This window comes from Nitrobacter sp. Nb-311A (genome assembly GCF_000152905.1).
GTDB lineage: Bacteria > Pseudomonadota > Alphaproteobacteria > Rhizobiales > Xanthobacteraceae > Nitrobacter.
Map to the genome: position 1 here is coordinate 1 of NZ_AAMY01000004.1, position 20,410 is coordinate 20,410.

Annotated in this window: 18 protein-coding genes; 16 read left to right on the forward strand and 2 right to left on the reverse strand. The window is 58.5% G+C overall.

Going from position 1 to position 20,410, the window contains the following annotated elements:
- Positions 1–120: 120 nt before the first annotated feature.
- The 10 genes from istA (at position 121) to NB311A_RS01770 (ending at position 11,426) form a co-directional block, all read left to right on the forward strand.
- A complete protein-coding gene (gene istA / locus NB311A_RS01720) occupies positions 121–1,620 on the forward strand; it encodes an IS21 family transposase (protein ID WP_009796680.1) in 1,500 nt (499 codons plus the stop codon).
- Complete coding sequence (istB, locus tag NB311A_RS01725) at positions 1,620–2,483, forward strand: IS21-like element helper ATPase IstB (RefSeq protein WP_009796681.1); 864 nt, start codon at positions 1,620–1,622, stop codon at positions 2,481–2,483. Before istA ends, istB begins: the two co-directional genes overlap by 1 nt.
- A 2-nt stretch (positions 2,484–2,485) precedes the next feature.
- Positions 2,486–3,439 (forward strand): hypothetical protein, encoded by a 954-nt coding sequence (locus NB311A_RS01730; RefSeq protein ID WP_009796682.1) that lies wholly within the window; start codon positions 2,486–2,488, stop codon positions 3,437–3,439.
- A gap of 306 nt (positions 3,440–3,745) precedes the next feature.
- Positions 3,746–4,003 carry a hypothetical protein gene (locus NB311A_RS01735; RefSeq protein ID WP_131522865.1) on the forward strand — a complete coding sequence of 86 codons (258 nt, stop codon included), beginning with the start codon at positions 3,746–3,748 and terminating at the stop codon, positions 4,001–4,003.
- Between the two features lie 594 nt (positions 4,004–4,597).
- Complete coding sequence (locus NB311A_RS01740) at positions 4,598–5,452, forward strand: type IV toxin-antitoxin system AbiEi family antitoxin (RefSeq protein WP_009796684.1); 855 nt, start codon at positions 4,598–4,600, stop codon at positions 5,450–5,452.
- A complete protein-coding gene (locus NB311A_RS01745; protein WP_009796685.1) occupies positions 5,449–6,297 on the forward strand; it encodes a nucleotidyl transferase AbiEii/AbiGii toxin family protein in 849 nt (282 codons plus the stop codon). Before NB311A_RS01740 ends, NB311A_RS01745 begins: the two co-directional genes overlap by 4 nt.
- A 365-nt stretch (positions 6,298–6,662) precedes the next feature.
- Positions 6,663–8,051, forward strand: coding sequence for a tyrosine-type recombinase/integrase (locus NB311A_RS01750; RefSeq protein WP_009796686.1), 1,389 nt, complete (start codon positions 6,663–6,665; stop codon positions 8,049–8,051).
- Positions 8,052–8,507: 456 nt separating this feature from the next.
- The gene (locus NB311A_RS23010; protein WP_371256453.1) at positions 8,508–8,684 is read left to right on the forward strand and encodes a helix-turn-helix domain-containing protein; all 177 of its coding nucleotides are present in this window, start codon (positions 8,508–8,510) and stop codon (positions 8,682–8,684) included.
- Positions 8,685–8,976: 292 nt separating this feature from the next.
- Positions 8,977–9,276 carry a hypothetical protein gene (locus NB311A_RS01765; RefSeq protein WP_009796689.1) on the forward strand — a complete coding sequence of 100 codons (300 nt, stop codon included), beginning with the start codon at positions 8,977–8,979 and terminating at the stop codon, positions 9,274–9,276.
- A gap of 2 nt (positions 9,277–9,278) precedes the next feature.
- Positions 9,279–11,426 (forward strand): DUF3987 domain-containing protein, encoded by a 2,148-nt coding sequence (locus NB311A_RS01770; protein WP_083780350.1) that lies wholly within the window; start codon positions 9,279–9,281, stop codon positions 11,424–11,426.
- A gap of 992 nt (positions 11,427–12,418) precedes the next feature.
- On the opposite strand, the gene NB311A_RS01780 is transcribed toward NB311A_RS01770, so the two are convergent.
- Positions 12,419–12,832, reverse strand: coding sequence for a PRC-barrel domain-containing protein (locus tag NB311A_RS01780; protein WP_040673753.1), 414 nt, complete (start codon positions 12,830–12,832; stop codon positions 12,419–12,421).
- A gap of 321 nt (positions 12,833–13,153) precedes the next feature.
- Here NB311A_RS01780 and NB311A_RS21690 point away from each other — a divergent pair, with 321 nt between their 5' ends.
- From NB311A_RS21690 to ygiD, 6 genes are all read left to right on the forward strand, one after another.
- On the forward strand, positions 13,154–13,312 hold the full coding sequence (locus NB311A_RS21690; protein ID WP_165475205.1) for a hypothetical protein: 159 nt from the start codon (positions 13,154–13,156) through the stop codon (positions 13,310–13,312).
- 446 nt (positions 13,313–13,758) lie between these two features.
- Complete coding sequence (gene ligD, locus NB311A_RS01795; RefSeq protein WP_207382330.1) at positions 13,759–14,640, forward strand: non-homologous end-joining DNA ligase; 882 nt, start codon at positions 13,759–13,761, stop codon at positions 14,638–14,640.
- Between the two features lie 667 nt (positions 14,641–15,307).
- Positions 15,308–15,610, forward strand: a complete 303-nt coding sequence (locus NB311A_RS21505) for a hypothetical protein (RefSeq protein WP_131522866.1) — start codon at positions 15,308–15,310, stop codon at positions 15,608–15,610.
- A 369-nt stretch (positions 15,611–15,979) separates the two neighbouring features.
- Positions 15,980–16,897, forward strand: coding sequence for a YihY/virulence factor BrkB family protein (locus tag NB311A_RS01800; RefSeq protein ID WP_009796697.1), 918 nt, complete (start codon positions 15,980–15,982; stop codon positions 16,895–16,897).
- A 367-nt stretch (positions 16,898–17,264) separates the two neighbouring features.
- Complete coding sequence (locus tag NB311A_RS01805) at positions 17,265–17,837, forward strand: NADPH-dependent FMN reductase (protein ID WP_009796698.1); 573 nt, start codon at positions 17,265–17,267, stop codon at positions 17,835–17,837.
- Positions 17,838–17,915: 78 nt separating this feature from the next.
- A complete protein-coding gene (gene ygiD, locus NB311A_RS01810) occupies positions 17,916–18,755 on the forward strand; it encodes a 4,5-DOPA dioxygenase extradiol (protein ID WP_009796699.1) in 840 nt (279 codons plus the stop codon).
- Positions 18,756–18,770: 15 nt separating this feature from the next.
- Here ygiD and NB311A_RS22180 read toward each other — a convergent pair whose 3' ends face one another.
- Positions 18,771–18,929 (reverse strand): hypothetical protein, encoded by a 159-nt coding sequence (locus NB311A_RS22180; protein ID WP_009796700.1) that lies wholly within the window; start codon positions 18,927–18,929, stop codon positions 18,771–18,773.
- Positions 18,930–20,410 lie beyond the last annotated feature (1,481 nt).

Here is a 20,410-nt window from a genome sequence, read left to right on the forward strand (position 1 = left end):
CCTTCTTTGTCATTCGGCATGCAAAATTGACCCCGTAAGCCGGGGGATCGGCGTCCAAAATTGACCCCCTACAGGTTGGCTGTTGCGCTGCCTGCTTTGTCATGAAGCAGGTGGTCGGGGATGCTGATCGTGGAGACGATTGCGCGGATACGGCGCGAACACTTCATCAAGGGCAAGACGATCAAGGAGATCGCCCGTGACCTGAAGGTGTCGCGGAACACGGTCCGGAAGGTGCTGAGGTCGGGCAAGACCTTGTTCGAGTATGAGCGTTCGATCCAGCCGCGCCCCAAACTCGGGCGTTGGGCGGCGGAGCTTGATGAACTGCTGGCGGCGAACGCGGCCAAATCGGCTCGCGAACAGCTGACGCTGATCCGGATCTTCGAAGAGTTGCGCGGACGCGGCTATGACGGCGGCTACGATGCCGTACGGCGTTACGCCAGGCGTTGGAGCAAGGAGCGCGGGCAATCGACCGCGGCGGCCTATGTTCCGTTGAGCTTTGCGGCGGGCGAAGCCTACCAGTTCGACTGGAGCCATGAGATCGTTCTCCTCAACGGCGTGACGGCGATCGTGAAGGTCGCTCATGTCCGGCTGTGCCACAGCCGCATGCTGTTCGTGCGGGCCTATCCGCGGGAGACGCAGGAGATGGTATTCGACGCCCACGACCGGGCGTTCGCACTGTTCAAGGGTACCTGCAGCCGCGGCATCTACGACAACATGAAGACGGCGGTAGAGACGATCTTCGTCGGCAAGGATCGCCGCTACAATCGCCGCTTCCTGCAGATGTGCAGCCACTATCTGATCGATCCGGTCGCCTGCACGCCGGCGTCGGGCTGGGAGAAGGGTCAGGTCGAGAACCAGGTCGGGCTGGTCCGGGAACGGTTCTTCACGCCACGGCTGCGGTTCAAAACCCTGGACGAGTTGAACGCGTGGCTTCTGGATAAGTGCATCGCCTACGCCAAGGCGCACCGACATCCAGAACTGGCCGAACAGACGGTCTGGGAGGTGTTCGAAGCCGAGCGGCCCAAGCTCGTTCCCTATGCTGGCCGGTTCGACGGATTCCACGCGGTGCCGGCATCGGTCTCGAAGACCTGCCTGGTGCGCTTCGACAACAACAAATACTCGGTCGCTGCCAGCGCCGTCGGGCGCCCGGTCGAAGTTCAAGCCTATGCCGATCGCATCGTGATCCGTCAGGACGGGCGCATCGTTGCGGAGCATCCGCGATCGTTCGGACGCGGCGAGACGACCTACAATCCCTGGCACTACGTGCCGGTGCTCGCGCGCAAACCCGGGGCCTTACGTAACGGCGCACCCTTCAAGGACTGGGTGTTGCCGGCCGCGATCGAACGGATCCGGCGCAGGCTCGCCAGCACCGACGACGGCAATCGACAGATGGTCGACATCCTCAATGCGGTGCTGACGGACGGTTTGTCGGCGGTCGAAGCCGCCTGCGCCGAGGCGATCGCTCATGGCGTTCATTCCGCTGACGTCGTTCTCAACATCCTGGCTCGCCAACGCGAACCCGCTGCACCGGCCAACATTATGACGCCGGCGGCACTGACGCTCCGCCATGCGCCGATCGCCGATTGCGCCCGTTACGACAACCTCCGGAGGACCATCTGATGGAACGAACCCAAATCTTCGACCTCATGGGTGAGCTCAAACTCTACGGAATGAGGGCTGCCTTCGACGAGATCATGGCGACGGCCGTCAAGCGCCAGCACGAACCTCAGCACATCGTCGGCGACCTGCTCAGCGCCGAGATCAACGAGAAGCAGGCGCGGTCGATCAAGTACCAGCTCACCATCGCCAAGCTGCCATTGGCCAAGGATCTCGATGACTTCCAGTTCGAAGGCACGCCGATCAATCAGACGCTCGTCAATGATCTCGCCGGCGGCGGCTTCATCGCCCAGCAGCGCAACGTCGTGCTCGTCGGCGGCACCGGCACAGGCAAAACCCACCTGGCCATCGCAATCGCCAGAAGCTGCATCCGATCCGGCGCCCGCGGTCGCTTCTACAACGTGGTCGACCTCGTCAATCGCCTCGAGATCGAGACCCGTAACGGACGTCAGGGCCGGCTTGCCGAACATCTGACCCGGATGGACTTCATCGTGCTCGACGAACTCGGATATCTGCCCTTTGCCCAATCCGGCGGCCAGTTGCTGTTCCATCTCGTCAGCCGGCTCTACGAGCGTGCTTCCGTCATCGTCACCACCAATCTCGCCTTCGGCGAATGGCCCAGCGTGTTCGGCGACGCCAAGATGACCACCGCGCTGCTCGACCGGTTGACCCACCACTGCGACATCGTCGAAACCGGTAACGACAGCTGGCGCTTCAAAAGCCGCGACGACGATCACGCCACCCGCGCTCGTCTCGTCTCCGCAATCCCGGCCAGCTCCGACGAGTCGAGCGCTACCCTCAAACCACGCCGCGCGAAGGGGTCAAAATTGAACGCCGATACGGGGTCAAATTTGCGAGCCGATTGACAATGACCCAAGAGGAAGTCCGCGATGAAGCCGCGCTTGTGAACGGCGAACGGCTCTTCTCCACCGCAAAGATCTCTCGTTTCGAAAAGGATCCGGAAGGCACCCCGACGCCCCCCGGGCTTGAGAAGACGGCAATCGCGCGTCTCTACTATACTTCGTCCCGTATTGGCGTCGCTTGCCAAGAACTGGAGTTGTCACTGCGCATCGCCGACTTCGAGAAGAGGCCACTCGAGCACCTCATTCGCGCCGCCGAAGAGTTCCTGCGCGACGCACGGAAGTGGATCATTAACCTCTACGAGACCAAAGCCGTCGATGCCGCCACGCTCGCGGAGTGGAATCTCGATTGCGCGTCGCTCGATTCCCTGGCTCAGCAAATGCGCCTTTATCGCGCGCGCTTCGCTGAGGAAGCGCAGAAGGCGCGGCTTTACTCCGAATCGCTCAAATTTGGACGTGAGGTGCAAAGGCGCCTGCACGACGCTATTGTGGCATGCCCAAATGCCGAAGCGGCCGACGTGATCCTGGCCGGCCGTAGCTTGCTGAATGCCTTTTTCGCGACGTTCATGCTTGATGGCCTCAACGGCAATCAACTAACACTTCCGCTTTCGCACGATTTCGCGCGCAACTCTGCGAACCCTCACATCCTCCTGACCGGTTTCAAGGCGGCGAGTTGGACGAACGATCCGCGCATCGCGCTCTATCTCGGCGAACTTACAAGCCTGGTGGATACAGGCGGGAAGCCCCGCGGGGCACTCGATGTTCGCATCGCAAGACCCAGTCACAACATGATGTTGACCGCGGCGCGGCTGGTATTTCTGGCGAAGAAAATCGACAGGAACGAACTTACCCCTGTTCGCAATTGGCGTCCCAAGTGGCTCACGGGTGAGTTGCTCTCGCAACTCGAGCCTGCGCTTGAACTCGTTGAGTCGGATGAGAAAACTCGCAATCTTGCAAACTAAGGAGACATACAATGCCCGGACATATCAAGTCGCCCTCAACGCTTCGTCGCATCGTTGCCATCTTGCTTACATTTGCATTGATGAACGCGGTCGCAATCCAGCAGGCACTGGCATTGTCGCCTGGCCATGTAACCTAATCTGACCGTCGATCGAATAGACGAGATTGAAAAGGCCTCTCGCACAATTGCGAGAGGCCTTTTGCTTGGGTGGCGATTAAAAAGCGACATTTTCAAATTGGCCCATTCTGCAAACGTCTGATCGATTGGGTGACATCCTATGTGCGTTGACCAACTCGGGAAATGCACAATGAACCTCTTCGTTCTCACCACTGTTACCCTTGTGCTGACTGGCGTTCTCATCCCCTCAGCTCACGCCGAAGAACAGACTACGGTCTATGTCCAAGGCACGATCCCCCTGGACAAAGGCAAGCCAAGTCTCAGCGGCGGCGCAACTTATTCCCAGACGAGGGGCAATTCGTCCTCGTCGACTACGACGACCGTTGACGTCAACACTGATGGCAAGAACCTGAACGTCAAAGGTTCGCAGACAAACCAACGCCGCTAAACGGTCGGGAGCGAATGCAGTTTACTCGCATTTGCTCCCGGCTCTTTCATCGCTTCAAATTTAGCAAGGAAAGGAAGTACTAATGTCGAAACGACTTCTTATGGCCAGCATGGCATTTGTCGTGAGCGCGGGTGTGGCTGCTGCAACGGAGCAGCCGGAGCCTGGATGCTCAAATATTCCGAACGGGCCGACCGTTTGCCGCGACGGTTCGACGGTGTCCGTCGGAGGCAAGACGGATGAAAAGGGTATTCGCGAGTTCTTCGAGTATCCCATGGGAAAGAGCCCCCCACAGCGTTCCCCAGGATATCGGCCGTGGTGTCGAACACCTGGGCCAGGAAGTGGGAAAACTGGGCCGGCGTATTTTCCGCTGGTAAGTCAATTGATGTCTGATTGGCCTTGACGGAGGGCTGCGTTTCTCAAAGAAGCGCAGCTCTTTCTTATGCAGCAGGGCGAGGAACTGACCGGTTTCCGCGATTAGTTGAGTCTTTCTCCAAATCGCTCTGCGGAACAAGATATGAATCATATGCAAATATGGACATATTTAGGTTGTTTTTGCGTACGGGATTAGCTGACTTACTTGGATCGTATTGAAGAATGGACGTTTTCGGCCTATTTTTGCATATGGCGCTAGAAATGCGATCCAGCCTTGTAGACTATCTGGACGGCCTCCAAGCGGAGGGCCGAATAACCTTTACGCGCAATGAAGCAGTCGCCGCGCTCGGCATTACCGAAGGCGCTTTCCTGAAGGCAGCAGCCCGACTGCAGAAGCGTCACAAGCTATTCAACCCACGCCACGGATTCTACGTTGCAGTGCCGCCGCAATTTCAATCGTGGCACGCTCCGCCGCCATCTTGGTATATCGATGCGTTGATGAAGCATGAGGACCGGCCGTACTACGTCGGTCTCCTCAAAGCAGCTGAACTGCATGGGGCCACCCATCACGCTGTCATGGAATTTCAGGTCGTAACCGATCGACAGTTGCGGAAAATACGCGCCGGTCGATCGTGGATTACCTTTCACTTCCGCAAAGAGATGAAGTCGGTTTACCAGGGGATCATCGAGCGCAAGACGGATACCGGCACAATGAAGGTCTCATCACCTGAACTGACCGCTCTCGACCTGGTTCGCTATATCCACGTCGCCGGCGGAGTTGACGCCGTCGCCACCGTTCTCAACGATCTCGGCGCAAAAATTGACGGTGAAAGCCTTGCTACTATTGCCGGAAATTTCGACCGTGCTTGTGTGCAACGCCTAGGCTACCTGCTTGATCGATTGGGGCATGCAGAACGCGCGGACGCGATGCACAAACATTTGTCGGCAACCAAAACCGTGCCTTGGGTTGCGCTTGAACCGCAAAGGCACAGCAATGATTCCCCCTCGATACCACCGGCCGAACGCAGCGAGCGATGGCGCGTGACCGTCCAGCGCGAACCGGAGATCGACGAATGATTCCGAACCAAAACATCGTTGCCTGGTCCAAAGTGGCGCCGTGGGCTGAACCACGTCAAATAGAGCAGGACCTTCTCATTGCGCGCGCGCTCGTAAACCTTTTTGAAGATGCTTTTCTGCGTGACGAATTGCGCTTTCGCGGTGGCACGGCCCTCAACAAGCTGCATTTCCCCAAGCCTCTGCGTTACTCCGAAGACATTGACCTGGCCCGTACGAAAGAAGGAGCATCAAAGCCGATTTGGGACCGCATACATGAGGTGTTGGATCCCTGGCTGGGCGATCCTGAATACAAACGCAGTCCGACCGCGCCTTCGCTCCGCTACACGGTCGCGGCGGAGGATGGCTCGTCCACGATCCGGCTGAAGGTCGAGGTAAACGAAGTCGAGATCGTAGCGCTCGATCCAGCCAAGTCATTGCCATTCAAGGTCGAGAATCCTTGGTTCTCCGGCGAGGCCAACATCTCGACCTTCTCCCCTGAGGAAGTGCTATCGACAAAAATTCGCGCGCTCCTGCAGCGCAATAAGGGGCGCGACCTCATAGACCTTTCACACGCGCTTAACGTCTTTCAGGGTCTCAATGCGCAGCGAACCGTCGACATGTTCGTCGAGTACGTCAAACAAAAGCCGATCCCGCGGTGGGAAGCCGAAAAGCGTATGTTCGAGAAACTCGAGCGGGGCGGGTTTCTCGCGGACGTCCACCCTTTGCTAACCGCGGAAGAGCGCGCCCGCTTCGATGAGGCCGCGGGCAAGAAGGCATTCAAACGAGTGTTTGATGAGTTCATCGGTCGTATTCCTGGTAAGGCTTGGGCGACCACACCCGAACTTCTGAAGAAACACGGGTTTTGACGCCGAGGTGCGTCGACCAAATATTGTCTAGAAATCACCGCGTGGCCTCGGAGGGCAACGCTCCACCGCCAGTAGCAGCACTGGGCTGCGCGGACGAGGAGCGATTTCGCGTTGGAGAAAAATTGAAGAAGCAAAGAGTGGCAGCGCCGATTTCCTGCTCAAGGTATTGAAATCATTGGCGCTCCCTAGGGGAATTGAACCCCTGTTTCAGCCTTGAGAGGGCTGAAAAGCTTTTGCTCAATCGTTCACTCACGTCCGCCACTGTCCAATTAATATCAACATCTTACTTGAATCTCATTCGTCACTGGTCGCTGCCCTACGCTGATGTATATTTGACGGATATTCGACGACTTGGAGGCGGGGGTATGACAAGGACGCTCATAGAGGCTCAAATTACCACTGCGAAGGCGCGCTCCAAACTTGGCGCTGGCGTGCACTGGCGCCGCCTCGATGCCGAGGCGCACCTTGGCTATCGACGGGGGGCACGCAGTGGTGTGTGGCTTGTGCGCTGGCGCAATCATTATGATGGCGCCAACTACAAGCAGGCGCCTATCGGCCCCGCCAATGACCTTAACGATAAGCCCACCGAAGGAACCCTGACCTTTCAGGAGGCGGAGAAGCAAGCGCGGAAATGCCTCGCCATATTCCGAACAGAAGAGGCGGCGCGAGCGGCCGGGCCAGCGCCCGCCGTGAGCACAGCTGTTGAGGCATACATCCGGGAGCGCAACGCCCGTGATAGCCGCAGGGTCGGTCGCGAGATTCGATCCGATGCCGGTCGCCGCTTGCGGCGCTACGTACTTGGCCAGGAGAAACGCGGTAATAGAGAAGCGGTTAAGGCCGCCCCTCTCGCTGCAGTCTATCTCCATGCCTTGAAGGAAGATGATCTTTTGGGATGGCGCGAGGACCTGCCCGAAGGACTGAAGGCCACGACAAAGCAGCGGCTCATAAATGATCTGAAGGCTGCGCTAAACGCAGCTTGGCCTCGGTTTTCGGCGGAAGAAAAGAAACTCCATCCCACATTCCTTTCCATCGTGAAGGACGGGTTTAAGGCTGAGCGCATCGATGATGACGATGAGGCATCCGTCGCGCGAGACAACCAGATTCTTACGGATGCGCAGATCGGCATCCTGCTTCGGGCCGCGGCCGAAATCGATGCCGACCAGGGATATGAGGGCGATCTGTATCGGCTTGTCGTGTGCCTCGCCGCCACTGGCGCACGGTTTGCTCAGGCAAGGCGAATGCGCGTCAACGACGCACAAATAAAAGAGCGGCGCTTGATGATGCCAGGTTCCTACAAGGGTCGTGGCGGGAACGGAGGGGCCGTCCCGATTCCGGTGGGCCAGGATGTGATTGAGGCGCTATTGCCTGCGATAGCGGGTCGTCCGAACGAAGCTCCACTGTTGGAGCGATGGAGTTACGATCAGGAGGCCGGCAGCATTGCTTGGAAGAAATCAGAGCGGGCTCCGTGGAAGACGGCCGAACTTGTTCGCCCCTGGCGCGCTATCCGCGAGCGCGCTGGATTGCCGGCAGCAATTCCGTATGCGCTGCGACACTCCAGCATCGTCCGCGCCCTGCGAAATGGTCTGCCTATCCAGCACGTCGCTAAATTACACAATACCTCCGTGAAAATGATCGAGCGACACTACGCGAAATATATCGCGAGTGCCCTGGAAGACCTCGCTCGGGCGGCAGTCGTGCCGCTGGTGCCACAACACGGCGGGAATGTGGTTAGGATGGAAGGACGCGCGCGATGACGATGGATCTAGGGATTTTAGCGAAGCTGAAATCCGACAAGGCCGGATGATAAAATCGCCTTTTGTATCTTTGTAGCCGATTCTATTGGGTCGGGTCGCAGAATTGCACGGACGGACTATCCGGTCGCAACCTCAGGATATTCCACGAGCGAGTGAAGATGATGGCATGGTGGGCGGCTTATGGTGACCACTTCATCAGGAAGTTTTGTTCAAAAAAGCGGGGGTATGAAGACGAGCGTTAGCGTAACAGCACGGTCACGCTTGGATTCATTGTGCGACTCACATATATGATTATTTAACCGCGTAGGATGCGCGGCAATCCAGCCTTGGGTTGCCCCGCCTGCGCGTTTTTTTTGTGCGCTGGGCTCCCCACCAGATGGAGCGCACAGAATGAGCCCGCAGCTTAAAGCTGATCAAACACACCACCATATTCCCAGTAGCGATGATGGCAGCCTCATGACGGTTGCCGAAGTTTGTGCATTTGCGAAGTGTGGTCGAACGTTTCTCTACGGGGAAATAGCCAAACGCAGAATCCAGAGCTTTAAGCTCGGATCGGCCACTCGATTCAAACGCCAAGACGTCGAGGAGTGGCTGAGTAACCGCCTCGTCCCTGTCGGGCAGGAGGTGGCATAGTCATGGACAACCATGAAAAGAGGCTCGCATCGGCAAAATGCGAGCCTCCGAAAAACAATCTTGCTGGCGCTTCGATCAATTCCGAAAATACCGGATCGTTCACGGCTTCTCAAGCCCTTTCGCCAGAGCCGGTTATCGTCATCCTTGACCGCATACCGACGGTGGCCGCCTCAAGCCGCGTGAGCGCGAATTCGTCAGCGACATCATGCGCTATCAGGCCGCTGGTCGGCATCCGACTTATCCGAAATCGGACTGGTTGCGCGATTTCTGCCAAGATTGAAAGGGCGCGCGTATGAACGCGATTGATTTTGCGCGCGTCAACATGGCCGCGCTCGCGGTGCTGCCGTCGCTTTTGGCGCGGTGGTTACCGGGTGGACGAAGGCAGGGGCGCGAGTATGTCGCTCGCAACCCGCGCCGTACCGACCGCACGGCGGGAAGTTTCCGCATCAACATGACCACAGGCCGCTGGGCCGACTTCGCTACGGGTGATGCCGGCGGCGATCCGATCAGCCTTGCCGCCTTTCTTTTCGATCTGTCGCAGATCGATGCCGCGCGCCGGCTCTCTGCGATGCTGGGAATCCGCGAGGAATAAACATGCTCACCCAAGATGAGGCGTTCGCGCCATTGCACGTAACCAGTGCTACGTCACCGGCGCCCGATGACGAATGGCATCCGGTGTTGCCAGTGCCAACGGATGCCCCAGAGCTCTCTATGGAAATCATCAATCGCTCTTGCCCCGAGGGGTACACTTTCACGACCCAATGGCGCTACCTCAACGCCGCAGGCCAGATCCTTGGATACGTCGTTCGCTATGACCGGCCGGCGAACGGCCTGCCCGCGGCCAAACAGGTGAAGCCCTTCACCTTTTGCGAGAGCCCGAACGGCAAGCGGGAATGGCGGTGCAAGGGTTTCCCTGAGCCGCGCCCGCTCTACGGTCTGGCTCGCCTTGCCGCCCGCCCTGATGCCCCGGTGCTGGTGGTCGAGGGCGAGAAGACCGCCGATGCAGCGATGATGCGTTTCAAAGACTACGTAGTGGTTACGTCGCCCGGTGGTTCAAATGCTGCCCGAAAGGCTGACTGGTCCCCTCTCAAGGGCCGCCGTGTCGTGATCTGGCCCGATGCCGATGAGCCGGGAGCGAAATATGCCGACACCGTAGCCGATCTGCTCCAGGGCATAGCCGTAGCGACCTACGTCGTGGGTATTCCGCCATGTATGCCCCAAGCTTGGGATTTGGCTGATCTGCTTCCAGCCGACCTTACGGACAATGACATTGCGGGGTGGTTGGAGGGGGCAAAGCCAGCCAGACAGATTGTGGCCGATAAGCCGCTCCCACTCTTCCCGCCGCTGCCGCCAGCCCAACCGTTCCCCGTCAACGCGCTTGGCCCGGTCTTGTCCCGCGCCGCCGCCGCCATCGCCCGCAAAGTGCAGGTGTCCGAGGCTGTCGCTGCCCAATCGGTGTTTGCCGCCGCCGCGCTCGCAGCGCAGCCCCATGCGGATGTGATGCTACCCTATGGTCAGAAGAGGCCCCTTTCGCTCTTTTTCGTGACAGTGGCCGCGTCGGGCGACCGAAAGTCTACCGCCGACAATGAAGCCCTTTGGCCGATCCGCAAGTACGAGCAGGAGCTGAAAAAAGGGTATGATAGCGAGCGTCAATCGTGGTTGATAAATCACGCGGCATGGAACGGCGAGAAAAAGAAGATCGAAAATGACCGCAAGCTTGATTTCGAAGGCCGTGAGGCCGCACTGGTAGATCTTGGCCCCGAACCAGAACATCCGCTTCTTCCATTCCTGACGGCGCCCGACCCGACGATTGAGGGGCTACATAAGGCATGGGTTTCCGCGCAGGCTGGACTTGGCATCTTCACCGCCGAGGGGGGCATGTTCGTCGGCGGGCATAGCTTGTCGCGAGACAATCGGCTTCGCACCGCTGCGGGCTATTCGGAAATGTGGGATGGGCAGCCGATCAAGCGCATTCGCTCGCAGGACGGCGTATCGGTGCTTTACGGGCGGCGTCTGTCCGTGCACCTGATGGTGCAGCCTGAGGCGGCGGCTCAATTCCTGGCCGATCAAACCTTGCGAGATCAGGGACTTTTGTCCCGCGTGCTTGTGGCCGCTCCCGAAAGCATCGCTGGCACTCGGACTTATCGCGAAACATCGGCAGATGACGACGCCGCGATCCGTGCCTATGGCGCGCGCATCCTCTCCATTCTTGAAGCGCCGTGGCCATTGACCAAAGGCAGCAGGAACGAGCTTGAACCGCGCGTGCTGACCATCACCGATGATGCAGCGGCCTTGTGGGAAGCGTTCTACAATCAAATAGAGCGGCAGTGCGGGCCGGGAGGCGATCTGCAGCCTGTGCAGGATTTCGCGGCCAAGATTGCGGAGCACGCGGCGCGGATCGCTGGTGTTTTGACAATTGTGGAGGATTTTCACGCCACCACCATCGACGTTGAAGCCATGCGTTCGGCCCTGACGCTGGCCGACTGGTACATGAACGAGGCCGTTCGCCTTCAACAGGCTGCCCGCACCGATCCGAAACTTCTGGAGGCTGAAAAAATGCTCAACTGGTTACGCGAGCGCGGCAAGAATGTGATCGCTCTCCGGGAAATCATGCAGTTCGGGCCTTCACTCTTGCGAACGAAAAAAGCTGCTGAAGCGGCGCTGGCGGTACTCATAAACCACGGCTGGATTACCGGGGTTTCCGACCGTCCCCGAAAGGTCAGGCTGGTAAGGGGAGCGTGAGTAAGATGGCCTACCTGCGCTTCAAAATCCCAGAAATGACTTCGGCCGCTGCTACAGTTGCTACGTTTGCTACGGTCTCATAATCCGCGGGCGAAGTGTAGCAACTGCAGCAAGTGTAGCAGGGGCAGGGCGCAATTCTGACATCTAAACCGTAGCAACCGTAGCAGCTGTAGCAAACCACCCTCTCGATTGTGGTATTCGGGACGCTGCCGACCTTCGCGAGATTTTGGGTGACGGGGCGATCAGGCGGCGTGGTTTGCCGGCACGTGGATGACCTCGATACCGTCGTTGAATCTGACACCTGCGGCGCCACACCGTTTTTCGCAATCGCGCGCATGGCTTCGACGAGCTCTCGGGGCGCCCCAGCTCGGGGCGGAGTCTTGCGGCCTTCGTCAAGCCGACCGCGGTACTTGAGCTTGCGGTCGGCGCTGTAACCGAAGAAGTCCGGCGTACACACCGCCCCATACGCTCGCGCGACTGCTTCGGTCTCATCGTGCAGATAAGGAAACGGGAAGCTGTGCGCCTTTGCGAAAATGCTTCATATTTTCAAATGAATCTTCGGGATGCCTCGTTGCATCATTCGAGCAAATCGCCGCAAAGCCAACGCCCTCCGACATCAGTTCCCGCGCGTCCGCAACCATGCGGTCGATTATCACTTAGACGTAGGGACAATGGTTGCAAAACGACGCGACCGGCACGACCCCGCGCTCTTCTTCGCGAGGGAGTACGCCACCCAAGGCGGCCGTATCCGTGCTCGTTTCAAACGCCCTGCGCCTCGCCAGGAGAAATGGGCGACGCTTCATTACCCATCGTCCCATTCAACCTGGCGAAGTGCGTGTTCATGCGGTTTGCGCGGGGAGACCTCGCCGGCGCATTCGCCAAGCGCCGCCACCCTCAGAGTGAAAGGCCCCGACGTGAGGGCCTCTCACGTCCCGAGCCGCTTCCGAGAGCGTTACATGGCACTTCACGGCAAGGGCCGACGCTGTGAAGCGTCAGCCGCTGCTTCTCGTCATAGGATTCTCTGCGCCCTTCTTGGTCGTTACGGTGTCGATGTTGTCGTAATAGGAATCGAGCTCCGCGCGTTCCGCGGTCCAATCGAACAGCTCGGAGCCGGAGCTGCCGAACACGCTCTTCGGATAGCCCTTCAGCCGGTTGCCGCTAATATCGCTGCAGTAGCCGTCCAGTTCGGAGTCGAATCGGAGCAGCCGCCAAGGGACTGGGTAGTGCTCGGCTCCCATGCCGAGGATGCCGCCGATGCTGAGCACGGCATAGGCCGGCTCGCCGCTTGACTTATCGACCATGACAGATTCAATCGAACCTATCTTCTTGTCTTCGGCGCCGTAGACAGCCTTCCCGTTGTACTTGTCGCTTGAAATGAGGTTGTCGGATTTTCCATCCATAGCCATCCGCTTTCTCCTTGCTAGGTTGAAATTGCTAGGTTGGGCTTAGGAACCGCTCGCCGCTCGGCCGTAAGTTCCGGCTTGGGATGCGCTCACTGAGTCGCTGCTCGCGTCCCCCGGGTCCTTAGGCAACGACCGAGGATAGGCCCGGTTCCGATTGCTTCGGCAGGCTGCGACAGCGGACTCTCTATAGGATGATGGTGGGCGCTGACCGCGCAGTTCGTCCTGATGCACGCCTGGACGGAGCTATCGATTGGAAGGGAACCATCCGTTGCCAACTATATTTCCATCCTCATCGAAGCAATGGCAGCTATCGAGGAGAAGACCATGGCGAAGATAGAAAACGGGCGCGTCGTCGAGACTTCTAGGGAAGCGCGCGGCGCGGAACGTGGGCCCACGGTGCGGAACGTGCTGATCGCGGGCACGGGACTGGTTATCGCGGCCTTCGTGGTCGTCTACATCGTCTACTTCGGAGGTGGACAATAATGGGACGCAGACTGCTGCCCTGGCTTAATGCCGCTACCCGTTATCCTCCTTCTCTGGCTGCTATTCGGGCGCTAGCGCCCGCATGACGCCGAGGGGACATTCTCATGAAGCCCAGGTCCCGTGCGAAGCAGACTAGATCGCTTCATGACCGCCTTGCGGAGTTCGCTGCGGCGGCGCGCGCCGAGGCCGCCAGCCTTCCGGAAGGCCGTGAGCGCGATAGACTGCTCAAGACGATTAGGCGCGCTGAGGCCGCTTCCGAATTCGAAGCCTGGGCGAGCGCGCCCGAACCTGCGCCGAAGCAACCTTTATGACGTTCTTTATGGCTAGTTCGTCCTATGGACTCATCTGCCCGCCGTTGCTTTCAGCGCGGCGGACTTTTATTGGCGGCTTGAGTGGCTAGGCGCAAATTTCCCGGCATACCGGCCGAAGGCGCGAAGACCGCGGGAATGCCGGGTTTCATCAAGCCGCAGCTCGCCACGCTGAAGGCGAGGGCGCCGAGCGGCGACCAGTGGCTCAACGAGATTAAGTACGACGGCTACCGGGTGCAGCTGCACGCGAGCGGCGGGCACGCAAGGGCGTACACCCGCAACGGCCTCGATTGGACCAAGCGCTTCGCGGCGATCGCGAAGGCGCTCGATATTCCCGGGCAGGCGATTTTCGACGGCGAGGCGGTAGTCATCGAGGAGAGCCGCACCAACTTCTCCGAGCTCCAGTCGGCGCTGGCGGCCGGCAGGCAGGGACGCATCGAGTACTACGCCTTCGACCTTCTGTATCTCGACGGCTACGACCTGCGCGCGGTTGCTCAGATTGAGCGCAAACGCCTGCTGAAGGACTTATTCGATACGCGCGGGCTGAAGACGCCGCTTCACTACAGCGAGCACATCGCGGGCAAAGGCGCGGAGATGTTCGAGCACGCCGCGAAGCTCAACTGGGAGGGCATCGTCTCGAAGGACCGCGCCGCGCCGTACCGCTCCGACCGCAACGAGGGATGGATCAAGGTCAAGACGGCCAAGCGCGGCACCTTCCCCGTCGTGGGTTTCATCAAGGACCCGACGGGCGTCGCCGCCCTCTATCTCGGCAGATGCGAAGGCGGGGAGCTGGTGTACATGGGCAAGGTCGGCACCGGCTGGTCGCGGACCGCGTCGAGCAAGATACGTAAGCAGCTCGACACGGCCGTGACGGCGAAGTCGCCGCTAACGAAGCCGGTCAGGAAACCCAAGGCGACGTGGGTAGAGCCGCGCTTTGCAGCCGAGGTGGAATACCGCGACATCACATCTGAGGGATTGCTGCGGCAAAGCTCGTTCAAGGGGCTGGTTAAAGACGGCTGAGCCTTCCAGAGAGACCAACGCGTCGCCTCAGCGTTATCCAATGCACGCGCTCCCGCACCCCAGAGAACGTGTCATTGGAGGAAGCCATGCAGCCGATCTTCTCGATAGCGCTGGCTGGACCTGATTTGACGGAGATAGTGCAGCTGCTGTGGCCAATGCTGGGCTATAGATCTGCATGATCTGCATGAGACGCATTGATCCTACCGAAGATGCGAGAGGCTCTGGCGTTGCGAGATAGCGATCGGTTGCTGGTCCTTCTCGGATAGTCTCAGCTTCAAAAACCCTGGGCTTCCAATCTGACCCTGCATGAATGTCAGGCTGTGGCCTGCACCCGCTTCTCGATCGTCAATTCCGTTTCGCGCCGCTCATAGGTCAAGTTTGATGGACCATGGAAATCCCGTCCCCTGTATTCCGTTTGCCGTGCTCCCGATACCTTGGCTCGGGCTGAACGGGCCATCGGCGAGCTTGGCGAGGGGAAACCCTTCCTCATCGTGTATTACGGCTCGGATGGCAGTGGTGGCTGGCAGCGTCTTGATTGCCCACTCCGTACGCTTACAACACTTGAGCGGTTCGGCCTTGTCACTTGGGAAGGACGAACGCCTACCCTGACGTGTCTGGTCATCGGGTATCGGCGGGCGTAGAATACGATCTCAGGAGATTGAGTGGCATGAATGAATTTGACGCCGCCGACCGACGGAAGCAATACAAGCCATTAAGGAGAGGAAACGTCTGGAGTGGGGACCTGCCGCCTCTGATCACACCCGAAGGCGACGGCTTTATGCCGTTGTTTTCCTCAGCACATTGGATTGCGGTGTGCGGTGGAACGCGCAAGGCCAATCCGAAAGACGAGGAGTTTTGGCCGCGCGTTTATCGCGAATTGCTGGAGGCCATTTGCTCCGGCGGAATTTGCGTTGTAGGCAGCCGGCCACCGAGCACTGTCTCTCTCCCAGCGAGCCAATATATCAGGTAACCGCTATGGACACGTGCGAAGTTTTCAGGATGCTCGGTTTGAGGAGGATCGGGAGGAGGACGCGAACGGGAACGTCGCTGCCCAAGCGCGACTTTCTGCCCCGCGAAGAGGCCAAGTTCAAGATTTCAAATAGGATTCGTGTTGCCAATCAGAAGCAACGCAGCACCGCACATCCATGAGAAGCAAAAGCCTTCTCAACCTTTTTTTCGCCGCCCCCATTCTGGCTAAGTGCGAGGAAAAGCGAATCCAGGTTAACGGCTGCTAGGCGGCAGGTGCTGGGGAACCAACGACGCCCACCTCGCTTATCGGTCCGGATGCATCGCTCGCGGGCAATCCACGGCTGGACTCAATTGCCGGACAGTTTTTCTTATGGACCCACCACAAGTCTTAAAGCGAGAATTCAAGCCCCCGAAGCGAAGCTGGAAACAGATTCTGGCAGGTACTTACAAAAGTATCTCTGCAGATCGCGTCCTTGCCGTCGCAGCTGGCGTCACATTCTATGGATTGTTAGCGGTCTTTCCTGCAGTCGCGGCTCTGGTCTCACTGTATGGACTATTCGCGGACCCCGTAGCGATCAAACGTCACCTGGACCAGCTTTCATGGTTACTACCTGGCGGGGTGGTGCAAGTTGTCGGGGGTCAAATCCAAAGGGTAAGCTCAGCAGGCACCGGAACACTGGGGGTTAGCTTTATTATTGGCGTCGCTATCGCGATCTGGGGCGCCAATGCCGGCGTAAAGGCCGTCTTCGACGCAATCAACGTGGCCTATGGAGCCAACGAAGAGCGGAGCTTCGTCAAACTCAACTTGATTTCGCTTGCTTTCACACTTGGTGCGATCGCGTTTGCAATCATCGCCCTGGCGACTGTCGTTGTTCTTCCGGTGTTTCTACAGTGCGCCGGGTTGGACGCTCTATTCGATGCTCTCCTCCGATATGGAAGGTGGCCTCTAATTTGGCTTGCAATCGCAATCGCGTTGTCTTTGCTGTATCGATTTGGCCCTACCGACTCGCTCGATCCAAAATGGCGCTGGATAACGTGGGGCAGTGCGCTGGCTTCACTGCTCTGGCTTGCGGCCTCTGCGATCTTCTCCTGGTATGCTGCGAACTTTGGCAGCTTCAATGCGACGTACGGGTCGCTCGGGGCTGCGATCGGTTTCATGACGTGGATGTGGATTTCAGCAATCGTGATCATGCTTGGCGCAGAACTCAATTCTGAAATCGAAGAGGCTGCCGACGAGCCTCACGCGCAGCGACCAAAGGATGGAACCCGAGGTACGAGAACGGAGTGACCTATTGCAGGCGGACGAGCTCCGTTGCGACGTGTTCAGCCACTGATGGGACACAAAGCGGCTGAGAGCGCGCGCGTGTAACAAACGACGATCAGTCGCCGCTTCAAACCCAGGCGAACCGAAAGAAAATTCCTGTGATTTATCCAGGTCGTATTGAGAGCTACATCGAATGCGGCGCGCTCGGACTTAGCCGAGCTAAGTTCTCGCGGCTTTGTAACTGAGCAGTGCCGAACAGCGAAGTTTTTCCAAGAAGCTATGATCGTTCACGCGAACTACATTTGTCCCATCAGAACGAAAACGTCTGACAGAGCTTAGTGATCTCTATATTATAGAGGCAATGTCCCTCATTAAAGAAGGAGGAGTTGGTATGAAAAAACATGCTGTTGGATATTTGATCGGTAGCCTTGCCAAGGACTCCATAAATCGAAAACTCGCCGTGGCTCTTGTTAAGCTTGCGCCGTCGCATCTCGAAATGAAAGAGATCTCTTTTAGCGAACTGCCGCTTTACAGCTACGACTATGATGCGGATTTTCCGCCCGCCGCGCGCGCCTTCAAGGACGCCATCGCCGCTGTTGATGCTGTTTTGTTCGTGACCCCTGAATATAACCGATCGATCCCTGGCGGCCTCAAGAACGCCATTGACTGGGCAAGCCGACCCTACGGCAAGAATTCTTTTACGCGCAAACCCTCGGCCGTCATCGGGACGTCCCCCGGTGCGATCGGCACCGCGGTCGCCCAGCAAAGTCTCCGCAGCGTTCTGAGTTTCTGCAATTCCCCGCAGATGAATGCCCCTGAAGCGTACATTCAATTTACGTCCGGCCTCATTACCGATGATGGCAAGGTCACCGTCCCATCGACCGAGCAATTCCTGCGTACCTTCATGGAAGAATACGCGGCCTTCATTGCACGCGTACTGTCTGTCCTCCCTCGGGACGCCTGAAATGCAACGGCGGTGCTCACATCGTCGGCGCCTTTGAACTTGTAGGGTATTTGAACGGGAGTTTTTGAAGTGGCCGCCATGCCTGCCCTTTTCATCGGCCACGGAAGTCCGATGAACACCCTGGAGAATAATGGCTATACCCAAGCATGGCGGAAGCTTGGACAAACTTTGCCACGACCGCGCGCGGTGCTGGTGGTGTCGGCGCATTGGTTCATCGGGGCGACCGCCGTGACCGCTATGGCCCGTCCGCGCACCATTCACGACTTCTACGGCTTCCCAGAGGAGCTGTTCGCTTTCGAATATCCCGCACCAGGCCTGCCTGAATTAGCCGGCGAGGTGGCGGAGGTTGTGAAACCGCACTGGGTCGGTGCCGACCGGGATCAATGGGGCCTCGATCATGGCACCTGGAGCGTTCTTGCCCACCTCTTTCCGAAAGCCGATGTCCCGGTCGTCCAGTTATCGATAAACGCTCTGAAGCCGCTGGACTATCACCTTGACCTGGCGACCAAGCTGAAAGCTTTACGCAAGCAAGGCGTGATGATCCTCTCCAGCGGCAACATCGTGCATAACCTTCGCCGCATCGAGTGGAGCCGCCCTGATATTGGCTTCGACTGGGCACACCGCTTCGATGACGCGGTGGCTCGCCAGATGACCGAAGCGCCTGCCGATATCTTGAGAGCTGTCGAACATCCCGACTATCACATGGCTGTCCCCACACCTGATCACTTCATCCCGCTACTCTATACGGCCGGATTGGCCGCGGAAGATAGGGATGCCCAGGCTTTGCTACGCGGCTACGCCATGGGATCACTGTCGATGACCTGTTACGGCGTGGGCATGAAGAACGTGACATGCGAAGAAGCAGACGGAGCCGCGCAGCTCCCTAAAGGCGTGCCGCCCGACCAGACCAACATCTAAGCGCTGTGCGCGCTTCTACTCTGCCGCCCTTTTTTGTTTTCGGCGTGGCAGTCTTGTCAGTCTGCTGCTTTCTCGGGGCGTAGCCATCAAGCCACCCTCCTCGATGCCCTCGGCGAATATCAGTTCTTCGCGCTCTGGATTGTCCGCCGCGATGATCGGTGATGAGCCGATCATGATCTTGTCTTTGTCGGTGCCAGCCTTGCTCGATACGTCCGGTTTGAGTTTCGTGAGGTGTATCCCTATCGGCTCGTGTTATCGCCGAACCGTAAAATCATGGCCGGCGGATGCCCGCTCAGAACTTTCGGGCGGCCTTTATCGTTTCGCCTCCGGCCGGAGCGCCGCGGGCTAACTCAATGCGGTCTAGATCTTCAACATGAGACCTCTGGGTTCGCGTGAACGTCGCCAGAATTTCCCGCGCTGTGATGGCGGCCTGTTCATGCATCTGCCCGGTTTGCTCATTTATCTTCGAAAACGCGCCAAGCACTTATGCTTGGGCCAAGGACGCGCCGAGCCACGCGCAAGTGAGACGAACTGCACCACCGACCGTCCGGTTTTGCTTGCGGTAAGCGGGCTTCCCACCAGTTGCTGGCGCCCATCACAGGATGCCCTACCGACTATACGCCGGAGCGGGGAGCAAACGTATCTACGGGATGGAGCAGGTTTGCTGACGGCAGCGAGCTCGAGCACAACGAGGCCACCGACAGCCCGCTTCGGATTCTCGCGCAGCAAATCTCCGGCCAAGCCATTCGTCCGCGCCTTCCTGAACCAAAGATCATCGATCACGAGCCGAGTGCGATCCGGCCGAGCACCCGCAGAGCGTAACCAGCGTAACCACGCCAGACGACATCGAGTTTGAGGACGCGCCGGTTACACGCGCGCCAGTGGTTACGCGCGCCGTCGATGACGACGACGATCGCCCGTGCGAACCGCGCACACCATATCGCAATCCTACCAAGAAGACGGCGATGACCTCTGAACATCCGTGAAATACGTGTTTAACCAATTTCCGAGTCCTGACAGCTCGGAAAAGAAGCGGCTAGATCCTCTCATAGAATCGCAACGCATTGGCATATCCGAACGCCGCTGCGCTACGCGCCGATCGAAACTCGACGAGATCGCACTTGGCCAGCGGTCTCTGAGCATCCCATCTCTATTCTTTCTCCGCAGCGGGCAAGCACGACGCCGATCGCCATTCGCCCGAGCTCCGGTCATTGAACGCCCGGCGGAAGGTCGCTTCAGAATCGTAGCCGACTGCCTCGGCCACCGCGACGAACTTGGCGTCGGTGTCTGTTAGCTGCTGCGAGGGGCAAGCGCCATTGCGTCAAATATTGAATCCGGGGATAGCCGGTTAAGTGCGCGAAGCGCTCAGCTAGCGCCTCAAGCCTCCAGGCATTTCGTCGTCCGCGCATCGCGCGACCAACAAGCGTACGCACAGGTCAGCCAGTCGAGTGTGGTTGCTGGCGAGCTGGTCCTTAGGTGTGCGATCACTTCGATGAACATCAGCTCCGACAGGTTGAAAACATTCCGTCTGTTCGCGCGCTTGCTATTCGCCTGCCTCGTGGCAAAGCGAATGAAATTATTTGACCGATCCCGTGGGCATTTTTGGGAGGAAGACCTTGGCAATCGATAGGCGTATCTGGCGGCTTGGTCTGCTA

Bases quoted from the DNA above. Each gene is read 5' to 3' on its own strand.
- istA (WP_009796680.1), top strand. From the start codon at position 121: ATGCTGATCGTGGAGACGATTGCGCGGATACGGCGCGAACACTTCATC.
- istB (WP_009796681.1), top strand. From the start codon at position 1,620: ATGGAACGAACCCAAATCTTCGACCTCATGGGTGAGCTCAAACTCTAC.
- NB311A_RS01730 (WP_009796682.1), top strand. From the start codon at position 2,486: ATGACCCAAGAGGAAGTCCGCGATGAAGCCGCGCTTGTGAACGGCGAA.
- NB311A_RS01735 (WP_131522865.1), top strand. From the start codon at position 3,746: ATGAACCTCTTCGTTCTCACCACTGTTACCCTTGTGCTGACTGGCGTT.
- NB311A_RS01740 (WP_009796684.1), top strand. From the start codon at position 4,598: ATGGACGTTTTCGGCCTATTTTTGCATATGGCGCTAGAAATGCGATCC.
- NB311A_RS01745 (WP_009796685.1), top strand. From the start codon at position 5,449: ATGATTCCGAACCAAAACATCGTTGCCTGGTCCAAAGTGGCGCCGTGG.
- NB311A_RS01750 (WP_009796686.1), top strand. From the start codon at position 6,663: ATGACAAGGACGCTCATAGAGGCTCAAATTACCACTGCGAAGGCGCGC.
- NB311A_RS23010 (WP_371256453.1), top strand. From the start codon at position 8,508: ATGACGGTTGCCGAAGTTTGTGCATTTGCGAAGTGTGGTCGAACGTTT.
- NB311A_RS01765 (WP_009796689.1), top strand. From the start codon at position 8,977: ATGAACGCGATTGATTTTGCGCGCGTCAACATGGCCGCGCTCGCGGTG.
- NB311A_RS01770 (WP_083780350.1), top strand. From the start codon at position 9,279: ATGCTCACCCAAGATGAGGCGTTCGCGCCATTGCACGTAACCAGTGCT.
- NB311A_RS01780 (WP_040673753.1), bottom strand. From the start codon at position 12,832: ATGGCTATGGATGGAAAATCCGACAACCTCATTTCAAGCGACAAGTAC.
- NB311A_RS21690 (WP_165475205.1), top strand. From the start codon at position 13,154: ATGGCGAAGATAGAAAACGGGCGCGTCGTCGAGACTTCTAGGGAAGCG.
- ligD (WP_207382330.1), top strand. From the start codon at position 13,759: ATGCCGGGTTTCATCAAGCCGCAGCTCGCCACGCTGAAGGCGAGGGCG.
- NB311A_RS21505 (WP_131522866.1), top strand. From the start codon at position 15,308: ATGAATGAATTTGACGCCGCCGACCGACGGAAGCAATACAAGCCATTA.
- NB311A_RS01800 (WP_009796697.1), top strand. From the start codon at position 15,980: ATGGACCCACCACAAGTCTTAAAGCGAGAATTCAAGCCCCCGAAGCGA.
- NB311A_RS01805 (WP_009796698.1), top strand. From the start codon at position 17,265: ATGAAAAAACATGCTGTTGGATATTTGATCGGTAGCCTTGCCAAGGAC.
- ygiD (WP_009796699.1), top strand. From the start codon at position 17,916: ATGCCTGCCCTTTTCATCGGCCACGGAAGTCCGATGAACACCCTGGAG.
- NB311A_RS22180 (WP_009796700.1), bottom strand. From the start codon at position 18,929: ATGATCGGCTCATCACCGATCATCGCGGCGGACAATCCAGAGCGCGAA.